12 protein-coding genes are annotated in these 16,834 nt (G+C 50.2%); 7 read left to right on the forward strand and 5 right to left on the reverse strand.

Annotated features, from left to right (window positions below; translation table 11 throughout):
• Nucleotides 1–211 precede the first annotated feature (211 nt).
• From AC3RCI_RS04980 to mglC, 6 genes are all read left to right on the forward strand, one after another.
• Nucleotides 212–1,936 carry a response regulator transcription factor gene (locus AC3RCI_RS04980; RefSeq protein WP_492527764.1) on the forward strand — a complete coding sequence of 575 codons (1,725 nt, stop codon included), beginning with the start codon at nt 212–214 and terminating at the stop codon, nt 1,934–1,936.
• Entirely contained in the window at nt 1,933–3,750 is a 1,818-nt protein-coding gene (locus AC3RCI_RS04985; RefSeq protein WP_492527766.1) for a cache domain-containing sensor histidine kinase, read from the forward strand. Before AC3RCI_RS04980 ends, AC3RCI_RS04985 begins: the two co-directional genes overlap by 4 nt.
• Nucleotides 3,737–4,894 carry a sugar ABC transporter substrate-binding protein gene (locus tag AC3RCI_RS04990; protein WP_492527768.1) on the forward strand — a complete coding sequence of 386 codons (1,158 nt, stop codon included), beginning with the start codon at nt 3,737–3,739 and terminating at the stop codon, nt 4,892–4,894. Before AC3RCI_RS04985 ends, AC3RCI_RS04990 begins: the two co-directional genes overlap by 14 nt.
• A 134-nt stretch (nt 4,895–5,028) precedes the next feature.
• Nucleotides 5,029–6,090, forward strand: a complete 1,062-nt coding sequence (locus tag AC3RCI_RS04995; RefSeq protein ID WP_183522481.1) for a galactose ABC transporter substrate-binding protein — start codon at nt 5,029–5,031, stop codon at nt 6,088–6,090.
• Nucleotides 6,091–6,163: 73 nt separating this feature from the next.
• A complete protein-coding gene (locus AC3RCI_RS05000; protein ID WP_492527770.1) occupies nt 6,164–7,669 on the forward strand; it encodes a sugar ABC transporter ATP-binding protein in 1,506 nt (501 codons plus the stop codon).
• Between the two features lie 14 nt (nt 7,670–7,683).
• Nucleotides 7,684–8,703, forward strand: coding sequence for a galactose/methyl galactoside ABC transporter permease MglC (gene mglC / locus AC3RCI_RS05005; protein WP_095288771.1), 1,020 nt, complete (start codon nt 7,684–7,686; stop codon nt 8,701–8,703).
• 64 nt (nt 8,704–8,767) lie between these two features.
• Here mglC and AC3RCI_RS05010 read toward each other — a convergent pair whose 3' ends face one another.
• On the reverse strand, nt 8,768–9,100 hold the full coding sequence (locus AC3RCI_RS05010; protein ID WP_154892788.1) for a hypothetical protein: 333 nt from the start codon (nt 9,098–9,100) through the stop codon (nt 8,768–8,770).
• 253 nt (nt 9,101–9,353) lie between these two features.
• Here AC3RCI_RS05010 and AC3RCI_RS05015 point away from each other — a divergent pair, with 253 nt between their 5' ends.
• Nucleotides 9,354–10,931, forward strand: a complete 1,578-nt coding sequence (locus tag AC3RCI_RS05015; protein ID WP_492527772.1) for a sensor histidine kinase — start codon at nt 9,354–9,356, stop codon at nt 10,929–10,931.
• A gap of 100 nt (nt 10,932–11,031) precedes the next feature.
• On the opposite strand, the gene AC3RCI_RS05020 is transcribed toward AC3RCI_RS05015, so the two are convergent.
• From AC3RCI_RS05020 to AC3RCI_RS05035, 4 genes are all read right to left on the reverse strand, one after another.
• Entirely contained in the window at nt 11,032–12,861 is a 1,830-nt protein-coding gene (locus tag AC3RCI_RS05020) for an ABC transporter ATP-binding protein (RefSeq protein WP_492527774.1), read from the reverse strand.
• Nucleotides 12,845–14,626: an ABC transporter ATP-binding protein gene (locus AC3RCI_RS05025; protein ID WP_492527776.1), complete on the reverse strand. Its 1,782-nt coding sequence runs from the start codon at nt 14,624–14,626 to the stop codon at nt 12,845–12,847. Before AC3RCI_RS05025 ends, AC3RCI_RS05020 begins: the two co-directional genes overlap by 17 nt.
• A gap of 61 nt (nt 14,627–14,687) precedes the next feature.
• On the reverse strand, nt 14,688–15,122 hold the full coding sequence (locus AC3RCI_RS05030) for a MarR family winged helix-turn-helix transcriptional regulator (RefSeq protein ID WP_492472178.1): 435 nt from the start codon (nt 15,120–15,122) through the stop codon (nt 14,688–14,690).
• Nucleotides 15,123–15,345: 223 nt separating this feature from the next.
• Complete coding sequence (locus AC3RCI_RS05035; RefSeq protein ID WP_492472177.1) at nt 15,346–16,497, reverse strand: DUF418 domain-containing protein; 1,152 nt, start codon at nt 16,495–16,497, stop codon at nt 15,346–15,348.
• Nucleotides 16,498–16,834 lie beyond the last annotated feature (337 nt).

Here is a 16,834-nt window from a genome sequence, read left to right on the forward strand (position 1 = left end):
TGTTCCTTTCTCGCAATTTCTCGGACCTTCTTTACTATAATTTACCATATTTTCAGAAGAGTGTGATATAAATTTAATCCTTGCCCCTTCAAAAAGAAAGCGATTACACAAATGAAATAATATTGTATAGTATGATGGCAACCTTGGATCAAAACGACATATACATGAGGCATCTTGCATTATTCCAATGAGCTGGGGGAGGAATTCGGACGTGTACCGGGTATTGCTGGTGGATGATGAAGAAGACGTACGCGAAGGATTAGTTATAGAGGTGGATTGGGAGGCCCTGGACCTGCGAATCGTTGGTTTGGCAGAGAATGGCCGTGAAGCGCTGGAGATGGCCGAGAGGGTTGAGCCCGATATTGTAGTAACCGACATCAGCATGCCGTTTATGGATGGACTGGAACTTGCGCGAAGGCTGCGGGAACGCAACCCACTCGTGAAGGTTGTCATTTTGACAGGGTATGATGAATTCGATTATGCCAGGCAGGCCGTCTCACTGAGTGTAGATGAATATTTGCTGAAGCCGTTCTCAGCCGGGCATCTGACCGAACTGCTTACACGTCTGCGAGCGCAGATGGCATCTGAAGTAGCAGAACGTGAAGATGTCCGGCAGCTGCGGGATCATTATTATACAAGCTTGCCGCTGGTGCAGGCCGATCTGATGGCTACACTGCTGCATCGGCAGAAATCGCCGGCGTACATTCATGACAAAGCCAAACAGTGCGGTCTGGACCTATACGGTGAACGGTATGGGGTATCCGTTCTGACGCTGCACATGGAGGGTGACGGGAAGAAGAATGGCCATCAAGTTGGAGTGAATACTCAGGAATCGGTCAGGGCAGACAACGTATCGGAGAAACAGGGTAACCACGGTTCCGGGGGATCACTGCGTCACTCCGAGGATGCGGAACTGAAGCAGTTCGCTGCGCTTAACATTGCCGAAGAAGTATGGAAGGAACACGGGGCGGGACATGCTTTTATGCACCAGGAAGCCATTGTTCTGCTTTTTATTGATCGCTGGGGTCAGGGTGAAGGGGAGAAACGTCAGCAGTATGCCCTTGAAAATGTCATCCGCAGCATTAATCACTACTTGCGTATCCCGGCCACGGTGGGATCTGGGTCCATGGTCGATACCCTCTCGGATGTAAAACATGCCTATGAGGATGCATTATTGGCGCTCGACTACAGACTGGTACCGGGGACGGATTCGCTTATCTATATTGCAGACGTGGAGCGGCAGACTGCAGGCAAGCTGCGTTTTGACGAGCTGAAGCAGCAGACGCTGACCCGTACGCTCAAGGCAGGAACCAGAACAGAGCTTGAAGATGCACTGGATATCATTTTCCGGGAAATTACGGTGGAGCATGGTCGAGGGGACATCCAGCTGTACCTGATTGAAGTGTTGACGACGGTATGGAAGGCAGCGCAGGCATCTGGTGAGGATATGGAGGATATCTTCGGTTCCGGTTTCCAATTGTATGCGGATATGTTCCGATTGCCGGGACTGTCTGAGGCACAAGACAAAGTGAGGGAAGTCTGCGTGCTCGTACAGCACCGGATTGCCAGCGGGCGCCAGCATGTATACAAGGATATTGTGGAGCAGGCGCTGCGGTTTACGAAGGAACATTATGCCGATCCCGATCTGTCCATACAGAAGGTATGCGGATATCTGCATATCAGTTCAGGTTATTTTTGTGGCATTTTCAAAAAAGAAGTACAGCTTACCTTCCTGCAATATTTGATGCAGATCCGTATGGAGGCGGCCAAGGAACTGCTTCGCTCTACGGAGCTGAAGTCGTTTGAGATTGCGGAACGGGTAGGCTTCGCCGAACCGAATTATTTCAGCTTTTGCTTCAAGAAACATATCGGCGTCTCGCCCAAAGAATATCGCAAGCAGTCCGGGATGATAACGGGTGAAGGTGCAGAACGATGAGAACGATAGCCGGATGGATGGGACAGTTATGGCTCCGGCTGCGTTTCCGTCTTCGATCCTCGAAGGTCAGCAGTATTCGGTCTATTATCACGTGGTCCTTTTCCATCTTCATTGTACTTGTGCTCACCATCATGGCCCTGCTTCTGCATGACAAATTCACCCAGGCTGCCGAACGAAGCGCCGAACTGACAACGAGGCAGATTGTCGATCAGGTCAGCTACAATTTGGAGGACTATGTCCGGAGCATGTCGCATCTCTACAGAGCCATCGAGGAGCATATGCTGCGGGACGGAACCTGGGAAGGGGAACAGGTGGACAAACAGCTGGATACACTGCTCAGCAGCAGGGAGGACATTATCTCCATTACACTGCTCGACTCCAAGGGCGAACTGCTCAAGAACAGACCTTCCGCCGAGTTGAAATCAAGCGCCCATGTGACACAGCAAGGGTGGTTTCAATCTGCGCTCCGAGTGCCGGACCACCTTAGCTTTTCACTGCCTCATATTCAGAACATGTACTCAGGCCCCTATAGATGGGTCGTATCGATGAGCAAAGGCATTACTGTACGGCAAAATGGTCAGGATCGACAGGTCATTCTGCTGGTGGATATCAATTTCAAACAGATGGATGAACTGAGCCGCCGGGTCAGTCTGGGGCAGCGGGGTTATGTCTACATCATCGACGAGAGCGCAGGCAACATTGTTTATCATCCGCAGCAGCAGCTGATGTATATGGGACTCAAAAGCGAAAATATCGAACAGGCCCTGGTGGCCACAGGCAGTTATGAAGATGAAGCGGATGGACAGAAAAGACTGAATACCGTGAAGTCTGTAGCCAATATCGGATGGAAAATTGTCGGTGTGGCCTACCTGGATGAAATCATGACAACCCGGCAGGAGGTCAATGGCTATCTTGTCCGGGTACTGCTGGTTGTGTTAATACTGGTCATTCTCGTGTCCATGCTGCTCTCTTCCAGTCTGACACGTCCGATTCGGCGGATGGAGCGGAAGATGAAAGCCGTGGAGAGAGGGGACTTCAATGTTGAGCTGCCCGTTCAGGGACCGCTTGAAGTGGAGCGGCTATCCCGTCGGTTTAACCTGATGGTGTACAAGATTCGTACCCTGATGAATGAGATCATCCATGAGCAGGAACAGAAACGGCGTCTCGAGCTGGAAGCATTGCAGGCCCAGATTAATCCTCATTTTCTCTACAACACATTGAACTCTGTCGTACGCATGGTGGGCATGAGTCGTAATGAAGAGGTGATCACCATGATCACATCACTTTCACGCCTATTTCGCATAAGTCTAAGCCAAGGGAAAACCATTATCACCGTCCGCGATGAGCTGGAGCATGCGCACCATTACCTGACCATTCAGCAGATGCGGTTCAAACGCAAATTCCGGTTCAGCCTGGATGCGGATGAGGATACATTGGACTGTCTGACACTGAAGCTGGTCCTTCAGCCGTTAATTGAAAATGCCATCGTGCATGGGATTGAGTATCACACGGATGAAGGCTGCATTGAGATCCGCGTCTATCGGGAGAGCGACCAGCTGGTATTCCGCATCACGGATAATGGCGTCGGCATGACGGAGGAGCAGGTGGCAGGACTACTTGAGGGCAGCCCCATCGTGAAGAGTAGTGCTGGGTCAGGGGTAGCCGTGCGCAATGTGCATGACCGGATTCAGCTCTATTACGGGGAAGGGTGCGGTCTTGAATTTGAGAGTGAGCTGGAGGAAGGAACGACGGTCTGGATTCGGATACCGATTCAATGCGAACGGGAGGATGGCGATTTTTATGATAAAAGGTAATGAAGATAAAGCAATCATCCGCAGGATCTTTCGTCCAGACTCCATCAAGAAGTTCAGTCAGCCCCTCCTTCGTGTACGCAGATGGATGGGGATCGCTGCGGCAGGCTGCTGTTTATTTCTGAGTACGGCATGTGGCATTTCCAATGCTGATTCGGTACTGCCGCCACCTCGTGTCGCTCTGATTACCCCTGCTGGGACAGGTGAACTTGCTGAAGCGATAAGGCTCGGGGCAGAAGCAGCAGCTAAGGAACATGGGGCTGAACTGCTGACGGTGGAGGCATTTCCATCCGAGGCAGCAACGTATGCACCATCCAATCCGGATTCGACGATCCACCGAGCCAGAGATCCGCAGGAGTTGTCCGGGCGGAATGTCTCGGCGTACAGTCAGCGTGAACAGGCACAGATCCGAGCAGTGACGCAGGCATTGGAACAGGGCGCTTTCGCTCTGCTTGTTGATCCACTGAGTGAGAAGGTACTTGGAGATATTATTCAGAAGGCCGAAACGATGAATAAGAGCGGCATGAGTGTTCCGGTGGTTGTTCTCAACGATGAGTTCCCTGTAGAAGGCATTACGAGTGTCATTTCCATGGATAATGTGGAGGCTGGGCGGCAGGCAGGTGAAGCGATGGCCGAACTTCTGGGAGGCAGAGGCAGTGTAGCCTTGCTGGGGCCCGATCCTGTGAATCCAGGGCTGATCCACCGGGAGCAGGGGGTCATGGAAGCGCTGGTACAGTATCCGGGTATCCAGGTTGAACCCAAGTCCGTATGCAGCACCCGCGAAGTCTGCTGGCAGGCAGCAAAGCAGCTGCTGGACGAGCAGCAGGTAGACGGCTTCATTGCCCTGCAGGAGCCTGCGTCTCTGGGAGCGGCGGATGAACTGCATCGCCGCAAGTTGGAGCATCAGGTCAACATTGTAGGCTTCGGGAGTGAGCAGCAGCAGCTGGAGCAGCTGCAGGAAGGGGTATTCCAGTATCTTATTGTGCAAAATGGCTTCAGCGCAGGGTACCTTGGTTTGAATCAGGCCGTGGCACGGCTGAATAATCAGGAGGTGCAAGCCAGAGTGACGCTGGAAACGAAGCTGGTCAGTACGGACAATATGTTCTGGATGGATAACCAGAAGCTGCTGTTTCCGTTTGTTCAATGAAGATAGAAGACATGAACCGAAGAGAGGAAGATTTCGATAAAACAGATGAAGATATTGTATTCGAAAATGGTGTAAACCCTTTCATAATAAAGACATCGGTGAAGCCGAATGAACTTGGGGGAGGTCATTAGGATATGAAGAAAACGTGGATTACACTGCTGCTTACTGCATTCATGGTTGCGGCTGCGGGCTGCAGTAGCGGTGGAGACAGTGCGGGTGGAAGTACGGGAAGCGGTACGGAAGAGCAGGCAGCAGGCGGAACGGAGACGCCGAAAATTGGTGTTGCGATCTACAAATTTGATGATACGTTCATGACGGGCGTACGGAATGCGATGACGGCAGCAGCAGAGGGCAAAGCCACACTCGATATCGTGGATAGCCAGAACGCACAGCCGACCCAGAATGAGAAAGTGGATCTCTTCGTATCCAAGAAATACAGTGCCATGGCCGTAAATCCGGTAGACCGTACTGCAGCGGGTGTAATCATCGACAAGGCCAAGGCTGCGAGCATTCCTGTTGTTTTCCTTAACCGTGAGCCGGTTGCCGAAGACATGAATAAATGGGATAAGGTGTACTACGTCGGTGCCAAGGCGGAAGAGTCGGGTACGATCTCCGGCCAGCTGATTGTAGATTACTGGAAAGCCCATCCCGAAGCGGACAAAAACGGGGACGGCAAACTGCAGTACGTCATGCTGAAAGGGGAGCCGGGGCACCAGGATGCAGAGCTGCGGACCAAATATTCCGTACAGGCGATCCAGGATGCAGGTATTGAAGTAGAGGCACTGGCGGAAGACACGGCGATGTGGGATCGGGTCAAAGGCCAGGAGAAAATGCAGGCATTCCTCGCTTCCCACGGCGACAAGATTGAAGCTGTACTTGCCAACAACGATGACATGGCACTCGGTGCCATCGAAGCATTGAAGGCAGCAGGATACTTCAAGGACGGCAAGGCAATGCCTGTCGTTGGTGTGGATGCAACCGCTCCTGCCATTCAGGCGCTTCAGGACGGCACGATGCTGGGCACCGTATTAAATGATGCGAAGAACCAGGGCGCAGCAACAGTGGCTTTGGCTGCGGCACTCGCCAAGGGCGAGACGCCGACGAAGGAAAATACGGGGTATGACATTACGGATGGCAAATATGTCTGGATTGCCTACAAGAAAATTACGAAAGACAACATTGCCGACGCCCAATAACAGCAGCAGAGAGGGACGTCCGTCTTACCGGTGGCGTCCTTTTTTTCTGGGCATATGGAAGGGAGGAAACCAAATGGCATCACCTTATCTGCTGGAGATGGACGGAATTTCGAAGGGGTTTCCAGGTGTGCAGGCACTTAGTCAGGTTACCCTGAAGGTGAAGCCCGGATCGGTCCACGCCCTGATGGGAGAGAATGGGGCGGGCAAATCGACACTGATGAAATGTTTGTTCGGCATGTACCGACCGGATGAAGGCACGATTCGAATCGATGGAAAAGAGGTCGACATTCCGAATTCCAAAGCAGCACTGCAGCATGGTATATCCATGATCCATCAGGAGCTGAATCCGGTGCCTCATCGTCCCGTGATGGAGAATATATGGCTGGGACGTTTCCCGATGAGAGGGTTGCTGGTCGACGAGAAGAAGATGTATGCCGATACCTTGGCCTTGTTTAAAGACCTGAATCTGGATATCGACCCGAAGGCACAGGCAGGAACGTTATCCGTATCCAAAATACAATCCATGGAAATCGCCAAAGCGGTCTCTTTTCAATCGAAAGTCATTGTTATGGATGAGCCGACCTCATCTCTGACAGGCAAGGAAGTAGAGCAGCTGTTCGCTATCATTAACGAGCTTCGCAGCCGAGGCGTATCGATTATCTACATCTCACACAAAATGGAGGAAATTCTCACGATTTCGGACGAAGTCACCATTATGCGTGACGGGTTTGTTGTCGGTACCTGGGATGCTGCTGATCTGACTACCGATCTGATCATCACCCGCATGGTCGGACGGGATTTGGATGAACGTTTTCCGGAACGGACCAACGTTCCTGGCGAAGTGATTTTGAAGGCGGAAGGGTTAACATCAAGTCAGCCCCACTCGTTCAGAGATATTACGTTTGAGCTCCGAAAAGGCGAAGTGCTCGGCATTGGCGGGCTCGTTGGAGCGCAGCGGACGGAATTGATCGAATCCTTGTTCGGACTGCGAGGGCTTGCTTCGGGCACAATCTCGATTCATGGACGCAAGGTGAAGATCAACTCACCCGCCGCGGCGAAACGTCATCATATGGCGCTGCTGACCGAGGAACGAAGGGTTACAGGCATATTTCCGGTGTTGTCCGTATATGAAAATACAATTATTGCGAGTTTGGGAAGGTACCGGAACCGCGCTGGACTGCTGGATGAAAAGAAGGGACGCGAAGAGGCAAGGGAGCAAACTCAGAAATTCAGAACTAAAACACCTTCCGTTAACACGCTGATTCGCAACCTTTCAGGGGGGAATCAACAGAAAGTGCTTCTGGCACGGTGGCTATTGACCAGCCCAGAAATTCTGCTGCTTGATGAACCAACGCGGGGAATTGATGTGGGGGCCAAGTTTGAAATCTACACCATTATTACGGAACTGGCTCGTCAGGGCAAAAGCATTATCATGATCAGCTCGGAGATGCCTGAACTGCTCGGGATGTCCGACCGGATCATGGTGATGAGTGAAGGAAGGCTGACCGGCATTGTAGACGGAGCCGACGCCACAGAGCAGGAAATTATGAGGCTGGCCGCTCAGCAGCGGATGGCTTAGACAGGAGGAAACAGATGAATACGCAAGTCATCAATCAGGTGAAACAGTATGTAACGCAGCGAGCCATCTTTATCGTACTTATTCTGCTTGTCATCGGCATTGCCATTGCGGACCCGAACTTCCTTGCTTTCTCTACCCTACGGGATATATTGCAGCAGTCCTCCACAAGGGCCATCATTGCACTCGGGGCAGCCTTCATTCTCGTCACTGGCGGGGTCGATCTGTCTGCTGGCCGGGTGGTGGGTCTGACGGCTGTGGTATCCGCGTCCATGCTGCAAATTGACGAATATGCCAATCGCTTCTTCCCGGATCTGCCGCATTTATGGGTAGGGCTGCCCATTATAATCGGAATTGTGGCTGGTCTGATTGTCGGATTGGTAAATGGAATTATAGTCGCCAAGCTGCATGTACCTCCATTTATCGCCACGCTTGGAACGATGGTAGCCGTATATGGTTTGAACTCGATTTATTTTGATACAGAGCCCAACCAGTCACAGCCGATTGGAGGACTTAGACCGGACTTCACGGTGATCGGATCAGGCTATATTGATCTGGGTGGGGGCTACTCGATCCCTTATATTGTACTGATTGCGATTGCAGTAGCCTTAATCTGTTGGGTCGTTTTTAACAAAACCCGCCTCGGTAAAAATATGTACGCCATTGGCGGCAACATCCAGGCCGCGCATGTGTCGGGAATTCATGTCGCACGTAATTTGATTGCCCTGTATGCCATTGCGGGCGCGTTGTATGGACTGGGGGGTGTGCTGGAGGCAGCGCGCACAGGCGGAGCGACGAATAACTACGGCAATATGTATGAGCTGGATGCCATTGCGGCGTGTGTCGTTGGTGGCGTTTCAACAGCAGGAGGCATCGGAACAGTGCCAGGTGTTATGGCCGGTGTGCTCATCTTCGGGGTTATCAACTACGGCCTTACCTTTATCGGTGTAAGTCCCTATTGGCAGCTGATAATTAAAGGATTAATTATAGTTGCCGCTGTTGCATTTGATATCCGCAAATATATGGCGAAGAAATAGATATGTGGAGAGGAAAGAATAAAGCCAGCGCTCTGGAACGTTAGAGCGCTGGCTTCTTTTTTCTTTATGAATTGACGATCCAATCCAACATAGTAACCAAAGGGCCTATGAAACAGATGATCAGCATAGCACCGGCCACGATTGAAGCTGTTTTTGTACCATAGTGTACGTTGTGTTTTCTTGCAATGATGATGGCAGGGATCCAGAAGATGGCAGTTATTACTGTTGGAATAATCAGTCCTTCGTCACCCTTGCTATAGATTGGCCAATTCATCTGATGAAACAGGTAATACCCGAACCTAAAATCATCAGGCCCCCATGCATAATTAAATGCAAATCCCAAAGCCACAATGAGCAGCGAAAATGTACCAATTCCGAATGGTCTTCTACGTTCCACCAAGAGAATCACCTGCAACTTCCAATTTTATTGAAAATAAATCCATTACTGTATTATAACATACCAGAAAAAGGGTGGATGATGTGCAGGAACGCTATTCAAGATGCTAAATAAATGGTATATAATCCATGAGCCCTATCCATTCCAATTTGGAGAGCTTCCATTAATCGACAACATTAGCTAATCATAATCGATATAATGCATGTAAATGAAGTGTTAGATATGAGTAGATTGTCAAGGGGGGCGAGGCTGTTTGCTAACGTACACGATGAAAAGGGTTATTTTCCCGCTGGGTTGCCTGCTTGTAATCCTGTCCTCTTATTTTCTGGGCCGCACTTCCAGCCTCACATGGATGATCCTTGCCGGTGCCTTATTTGTTGCCAGCATTTATGGAGAAAGACGATATCCTGTATTACAGAAAATTCAGTGGATCTTCCTTGGCGTATTTCACTATTTCAGTGAGTTGAACTGGTGCAACATGTTATATTACCTGCTCATCATGACCATGATTCAGAACAAACAGCGGGTAGAGCAGACCCTGCCCATTTCTCTCCTGCTCGTGCTGCAATATACAGGGATTCGGCTATCCTACGTTACGATAGATGCCTACACATTGTCGGTTTCCTTATTCGATCTACTCACGGCAATTGTTATAATCTTTCTGTATCATACGCTGGTTAACAGCGAAGCAGAAAAGCGCAGATTGCGCGAAAAAAATCAATTCCTCACCCTGCACGACCCGCTTACAGGGCTGCTCAACTATGAAGGATATATGAATGCACTGCAGGAAACGGCAGAGAAGCAGCACTCCTTTTTGCTTATTCTTCTGAACATCCAGAATTTCAACGGATTTAATAAGGAAGTGGAAAACAATTGGAGTTCCATCATAGCGGGGACAGGGGGGAGCATCTCCAAGCATTTTGCGGATGCTTATGGGATATCCCGTTATGCGGGAGATCGATTTTCAATCATTTTGCCCGAGGTTGCGGGTATCGAGGAACGAATGAGTACGATGCAAACTACCGATCTGAAAGGATTACAGGTTACGTATAGCATTTCGGTCTATCCGGAGACAGCAGAGACCCTCCAGCAGTTAATAACGATTGCAGAGGAGCGACTATTTCAGGCACAGCGCAGCAAGTGGATTAAGAATGAAGAAGAGATCTACCGTTCGGAAAGGCTCAGGGCTGTTGGAGAACTTGCAGCCGGCATGGCGCATGAAATCCGTAATCCGCTCACGGCGATTCGTGGATTCTTGCAGCTGTCACGTGGACAAGCCTTCAATATTGCCCCATGGTATGAAGTGATTATGGGCGAAGTGATCCGGGTCACGGACCTGACTGCAGAATTTCTGCAATTTTCCAAGCCGCAGGCTCATCTAATGAAACCGGAGAGGCTGGGTCAATGCCTTGAACGTGTTTTGTCATTAACCGAGTCAGATGCAGCATCCCGTGGACACCGGATTTCGCTTGAGCTGAAGGGAGAAGCTGTTATGGTTCATATGGATCGGGACAAAATTGTACAGGTGTTAATCAACCTGATACGCAATGCATTCGAAGCAATGAATGATCCCGGTGAAGTACATATTGTTCTTGTTCATGAAGGAGACAAAGCATATACATCCATTACGGATACGGGAAGCGGCATACCGGAGAAGGCCCTTGCCGATATATTTAATCCATTTTATACAACGAAGGAAGAAGGGACGGGGCTTGGGCTGGCGCTCTGCCAAAAGATTGCTCATGATCACCATGGAGAAATTACGGTACGGAGTGAAGTGGGAGTAGGCTCTACGTTTACACTGGAGCTCCCGGTAGTAGCCGTGGAGTAATTGCCTAAGAAGTTACCTCCTAGAACAAATGAAACGCCGCACAGGTCCCAGTACAGGGAACCTTTGTGCGGCGCTTTTCTGTTGTCGCTCAGTTAATGGATCAGTTTAGCTGACCTTGATGGAGCTGATAATAAAACCCTTTTTGCTGCATGAGTTCCTCGTGGTTACCCCGCTCGGCAATCTGGCCTGAATCAATCACCAGTATCTGATCTGCCTCCCGAATCGTGCTCAGTCTATGGGCGATGACGAAACTGGTCCGGTCTTTCATCAACGTGCGCATCGCCTCCTGAATCTGCATTTCCGTCCGGGTATCAATACTGCTCGTTGCCTCATCCAAAATGAGAATGGCCGGATCGGCGAGAATGGCCCGAGCGATCGTCAGCAATTGCCGCTGTCCTTGGCTCAGATTGCTTCCGCCCGCAATAATGGGGGTGTCGTAACCTTGGGACAGCTTGCGAATGAAGGAGTGGGCATTGGCCAGCTCAGCTGCCTGCCTGATCTGCTCATCGGTCGCATCCGGCTTGCCGTAGGCAATATTATCACGAATGGTTCCCGAGAATAGGTAGGCATCCTGCAGCACAATACCGAGTCCGCGCCGGAGGTGAACCTTCTCCAGCTCTGAGATCTCCGTGCCATCAATGGTAATGCTTCCGCCTGTAATTTCATAGAAGCGGGGGAGCAGGTTAATGATGGTTGTTTTGCCGGCACCTGTTGGCCCGACCAGAGCAATCATCTCGCCAGGCTGCGCGGTGAAGCTGACATTTTTCAGAATCTCTCTATCGGAATTGTATCCAAAGGATACATTTTCAAAAACAACTTTACCTTGAATGTGATCCAGCTGCTTCTCCTGTTTCTCTTCGTATTCACTTGGTGTATCCATAATCTGAAACACACGCTCAGCACCGGCAATGGCTGCCTGAATCAGGTTGTACTGGTTCGCAAGATCGTTAAGTGGTCGCTCAATCTGCCGGGAATAGGCGAGAAAGCTTACAATCAGTCCGATGGACGTTAAATCGTGGTAAGCCATCCATCCACCTACTGCTGCGAGAATGGCAAATCCAATGTTGTTCATGACGTTCATCGTAGGTCCAACCAGCCCGGATACGGTTTGGGCCTGCGTACTCGCTGTACGCAGCTTTTCATTCAGGTTCTCAAAATGCTGGTGCGCCTGTTCTTGACGGTTATAGGCGGCAACCACCTTTTGTCCGGCGATCGTTTCCTGTGCATAACCATTCAGCTCACCGAGCAGCTTCTGCTGGGCTGAAAAATGTTTGCGTGTTCTGGAAGCGATCAGCTTGGTCGCAATGGTGATTAGCGGCACGGTCACCAGGCTGAGAAGCGTCAGTCGGATATCCAGAGCAAGCATGATCGACAGCGAACCGACAAGAAGAATTGCACTGGACATCAGCTGAGTCACACTCTGATTCAGGGTAGTGGACACGTTATCGATATCATTGGTAGCCCGGCTCATCAGGTCTCCGCTTTGATTTTTGTCAAAAAAGCTTATGGGCAGCTGCTGCAGCCTGGAGAACAAAGCCTGGCGCAGATCCTTCACCGTCAATTGGGATACGCCGATCATGACATAAGACTGTCCCCACATCATGAGCGAACTCAGGACGTATACCGTTAATAACAGGAGGCAGTCCTTCAAAAGGCCGTCCGTCACTTTCGGAACAATATGCTCATTGACGGCACGGCCCAGAAGGTAGGGTCCCGCCAGATTAAGCAGTGTTCCGAGAGCGGTAAGGACCAGAGCCATGATAACTCCTTTGCGATGGCGTCCCATGTAAGACCATACTCGCAGGATGGCGTGCTTGGCATTTTTGGCTCTTACTTTCGGAACAGGTCCCCGGCCCGGTCCAGGTCTTCCGATCGGAGGAAAGACAGGTGGCTGCGTGGAGGAAGATGCAGGTTTAGCCAAATTGAACATCCTCCTTCCGTTGTTGGGAATCATAAATGGATTGATAGTGTGTGGAATTGGCCATGAGTTCTTCATGTGTACCACTTGCCACGATTCTCCCCTCATCCAGCACATAAATGCAGTCCGCATCCTTCACCGAAGATATGCGCTGTGCAATTAGAAAGGTTGTACTGTCTTTCATCAGGGAATGCAGTGCTCTCTGAATGCTTGCTTCGGTTCGCAGATCGACTGCACTCGTACTGTCATCCAAAATAAGAACATCCGGCCGCATGAGCAAGGCACGCGCAATGGAAATACGCTGTTTCTGCCCGCCGGAGAGATTGACTCCCCGCTGTCCAAGCTCCGTGTCGTATCCATCTTTCAGGTTCATGATAAATTCATCCGCTGCCGCTGCCCGCGCCGCAGCACGGATCTCGGCATCCGTGGCATCCGGTCTGCCGAAGCCGATATTATCCCGAATGCTGCCGCTGAACAGAATGGATTCCTGCAATACAATGGACACTCTGCTGCGAAGCAGCTGAAGATCCCAGTTCCGTACATTAACGCCGCCAACAAGTACTTCACCGAGTGAGGCATCATATAGGCGGGGAATCAGCTGCACGAGTGTTGTCTTGCCTGAACCGGTGGAACCGAGTAAAGCTACTTTTTCCCCTGCTCGCGCAGTAAGATTAACTCCCGTGAGGGCATTTTCGCCGTCATAACGGAACGAAACGTCCCGGAATTCCACCTCACCTGGTCGGCGAGTAGCCCTGGATGCCGGATTGGAGCCAACCTGAATGGCCTGATTCGGCAATGCATTCTCACTCTGAGCTTCATGGCCTGACTGAATGTCCGGCTCTGTATGTAGAACCTCGTTGATCCGCGCGGCAGACACCTTGGCCCGGGAGTAACTCATCATCATCATGCCGATGGAGGTGAGGGAGGAGAGCACCACCGTTACATAGTTGATAAAAGCAATCAGATCCCCGGCTGCAATATCGCCTCCTACAACCTGAAACCCGCCAAACCACAATACGGCTACGATGGTCGCATTCAGCATCAGGCTAAGTACAGGTGCATTCAGCGTAACAATGCGCCAGGCTTTCACCGCTGTTCCCGTATAATCCTCATTGGATTGATTGAAACGCTTTTTCTCCGTGCCTGCACGTGCAAAAGCCTTGACGACACGAATCCCAGCTAGATTTTCCTGCAGAACGGCGTTGACTTGATCCAGCTTGTTCTGCACGCTGGCAAAAAGCGGATATGAAGCGGATATGAGAATATACAGAATGACAAAGAGAACGGGTACGGTCATCATGAGGATCAGCGCCAGCTTGATACTGATCGTAAATGCCATAATAATACTGCCGATGATCAGCATCGGTGACCGGATGAACATTCGCAGGAGCATCTGTACAAAGGTCTGCATCTGCGTAATATCGCTCGTTAGACGCGTGATGAGCGATCCTTCCTGGAATGTGTCCAAATTACGGAAGGAAAAGGTTTGAATATGGTCGAACAGCTCCTGGCGCAGATCCGTACCATATCCTACAGACGCTTTGCTGGAAAAGAGTGTACAGCCTGCTCCGCCAACCCAGCCAATGAGGGCAAACAAAAGCATGAACAGCCCTGTGCGTACAATATGGGGCAGGTCACCGGCAAGCACGCCATCATCCACAATGCTGGACATCAGCTTCGGCTGAAGCAGGTCCATGGCTACCTCCAGCACCATGAGGAGTGGAGCGAGTATGGCGGCTGACTTATAAGGCGTCAAAAATCGTTTTAACGTCCACAATAGGGAAATCACCTCATTCAATGAAGTCTAAAAAGCATGCTGCTACAATTCCATGCGTCATTCAGGATTCACGAAGGTTGTGAATCATGCGCTGTGCAAGCGCTGACATAAGCTGCGTTTCTTCTGGCGTAAATCCTTCCTGAGCCTGGAGCTCCAGTTCCTGAAATACCTCACTCAACTCCTTGAGCGCGCTGCGGCCCTGGTCGGTCAGATAGACACGCAGACTGCGCTGGTCATTCGGATCGGCTTCACGCCTTACATATCCCGATGTTTCCATGCGTTTCAGCATGACTGTAACGGTTGCAGGAGTACGGCGAAGCTTCTCGGCCAGACTTTTCTGGGTTTGACCATCTTCACGGTCAAGCTGGAACAGCAGTGGAGGTTGTCCGGGGTACAGCTCGGGGTGATTAACCAGCTTCTCATGAACTTTATAGCGATGCAGCTTCACAAGTTCGGATAATTGTCCGAGCAGCCGTTCGCTGCGGGCTGAATGCATATGCTACCCTCCTATTAATTAGTCGACTAACTAAATCATAAGTTTGATCTTACATACCGTCAAGGCATTTGTAAGGTCAAATTAAAAATGCGAGGGCATCGTATCACCAGCACGGAGCGATGCAGGTTTTGCTACATAACAAAAAGAGCTCCGGAACAGATCCGCAGCTCGAACTAAAGAGGGAGAAATACGGTGTTGCTCAATTCAGGGAACCATTTTGATATTACATCTGTTCAGTCCGTGACTGTGACTTGACGGCAGGAGAGATGGAGAGCTTGCGCCATAACCATTCGACCGGTCCCGATTTAAATTTGAGCAGCCATGCATGTGAGAATAACATCAATACAATACAGATGCCGGCCCACAGTAACACAATCACAAGCGAAGGGGGATAACCACCGAGCCCCAGACCCCATCCGTAAAAGATGGCGGAAGCCAGAATGTTTTGCAGAATGTAACAGCTCAATGCCATCTTGCCAATCTCTTCGAACCGCCTGAACAGACCGGCAAACCTATTTTTCTCCAGCATGTAAGCGATTAGCCCAAGATAGCCGAACGTAAGGATCGGTGCACTGATGTACCGAACAAACAAGTCCATGCTGCCTCCCGGCACCAGCAGGAGCAGGTTCAGAGGAATGCCGGCGGCAAGCCCGAAATTCATCCATTTGCGGCGTCTAAGACGTCCGGATGCCTCGTCTGAGAATAGGCCTGCACGCATGAGCATGGAACCCAGCAGGAACAGAAATATATTCAGCGGCATGATGATGATGGACTCTGTTCGAAAGAAAGCAAAGTTGTCCAGCCGGAATAGAACCTGCTCCCACCATGTTCCCGTGGCGTATAGCTTGGCAATCACGTCCATGTTATTGAAGGTGGCACCACTCTCTGTAAGGGCCAACAGTGCGGTAATTCCACCCACTCCGATGAGATGTATACCACCCATGAGCCCCATCACGATCAAAATAAAGCGGCGGGAACGGTTGATGATGAAGGACACGATGATGCCAGTAATTGCATAACTCATCAGCACATCGTATTCCAAGACCAACGTGTAGTGCAGCAATCCATCAATGAGCAGCAGCACACATGTCCATATGTAAACCCCTGGCCAGACATATCCTTTACGAAGTGCTTTTTGCCGCTTTAATTCCATTCCTGCCCCGAAGAGAAGAGTAAGAAGTCCGAGGAATTTTCCGTTCACCAGCATAAGCATCAGTGTTTGCAGTAAACGATCACCCGAGGTCCACCAGGGTTGAAGCGGATCGCCAAACATTTTGTTCAGAGAGCCTAAGTATGCAAAAAGCCAAATATTCGTCCCCAATGTACCGATAATCGCAAATCCTCTAAGAACATCCAATAATACGATTCTTTTCATTCCAGCGAAACATCCCCCTTATTAATACGAATGAATTGAAATTAATATAACACAGTTGTATTGAAAAAGATATAACACAGTTGTATTAAAATGATCGCTGCGGGTTAGCCACCAAGCCTGCCTTTCCATCTCACACTTTTACTATGCAAGCTGTGTTCGCTGTGTATACTGTATATATCAATATACACAGTATACAGACCTGCACTTCGCACCGTCAACCCTTTTTTTCCTGAATCAGGAATTTAGCAGGAATTTATTTCCTTTGGCATTGAAATCATGCAGTTTAACACCCACCTGATCCCAACCAGTACAGAAGTTCTCATTTTTAAGATATGGG

The organism is Paenibacillus sp. MT124 (genome assembly GCF_058792755.1).

Bases quoted from the DNA above. Each gene is read 5' to 3' on its own strand.
- mglC (WP_095288771.1), top strand. From the start codon at position 7,684: ATGAATACGCAAGTCATCAATCAGGTGAAACAGTATGTAACGCAGCGA.
- AC3RCI_RS05000 (WP_492527770.1), top strand. From the start codon at position 6,164: ATGGCATCACCTTATCTGCTGGAGATGGACGGAATTTCGAAGGGGTTT.
- AC3RCI_RS05030 (WP_492472178.1), bottom strand. From the start codon at position 15,122: ATGCATTCAGCCCGCAGCGAACGGCTGCTCGGACAATTATCCGAACTT.
- AC3RCI_RS05020 (WP_492527774.1), bottom strand. From the start codon at position 12,861: ATGTTCAATTTGGCTAAACCTGCATCTTCCTCCACGCAGCCACCTGTC.
- AC3RCI_RS04995 (WP_183522481.1), top strand. From the start codon at position 5,029: ATGAAGAAAACGTGGATTACACTGCTGCTTACTGCATTCATGGTTGCG.
- AC3RCI_RS05035 (WP_492472177.1), bottom strand. From the start codon at position 16,497: ATGAAAAGAATCGTATTATTGGATGTTCTTAGAGGATTTGCGATTATC.
- AC3RCI_RS04990 (WP_492527768.1), top strand. From the start codon at position 3,737: ATGATAAAAGGTAATGAAGATAAAGCAATCATCCGCAGGATCTTTCGT.
- AC3RCI_RS04985 (WP_492527766.1), top strand. From the start codon at position 1,933: ATGAGAACGATAGCCGGATGGATGGGACAGTTATGGCTCCGGCTGCGT.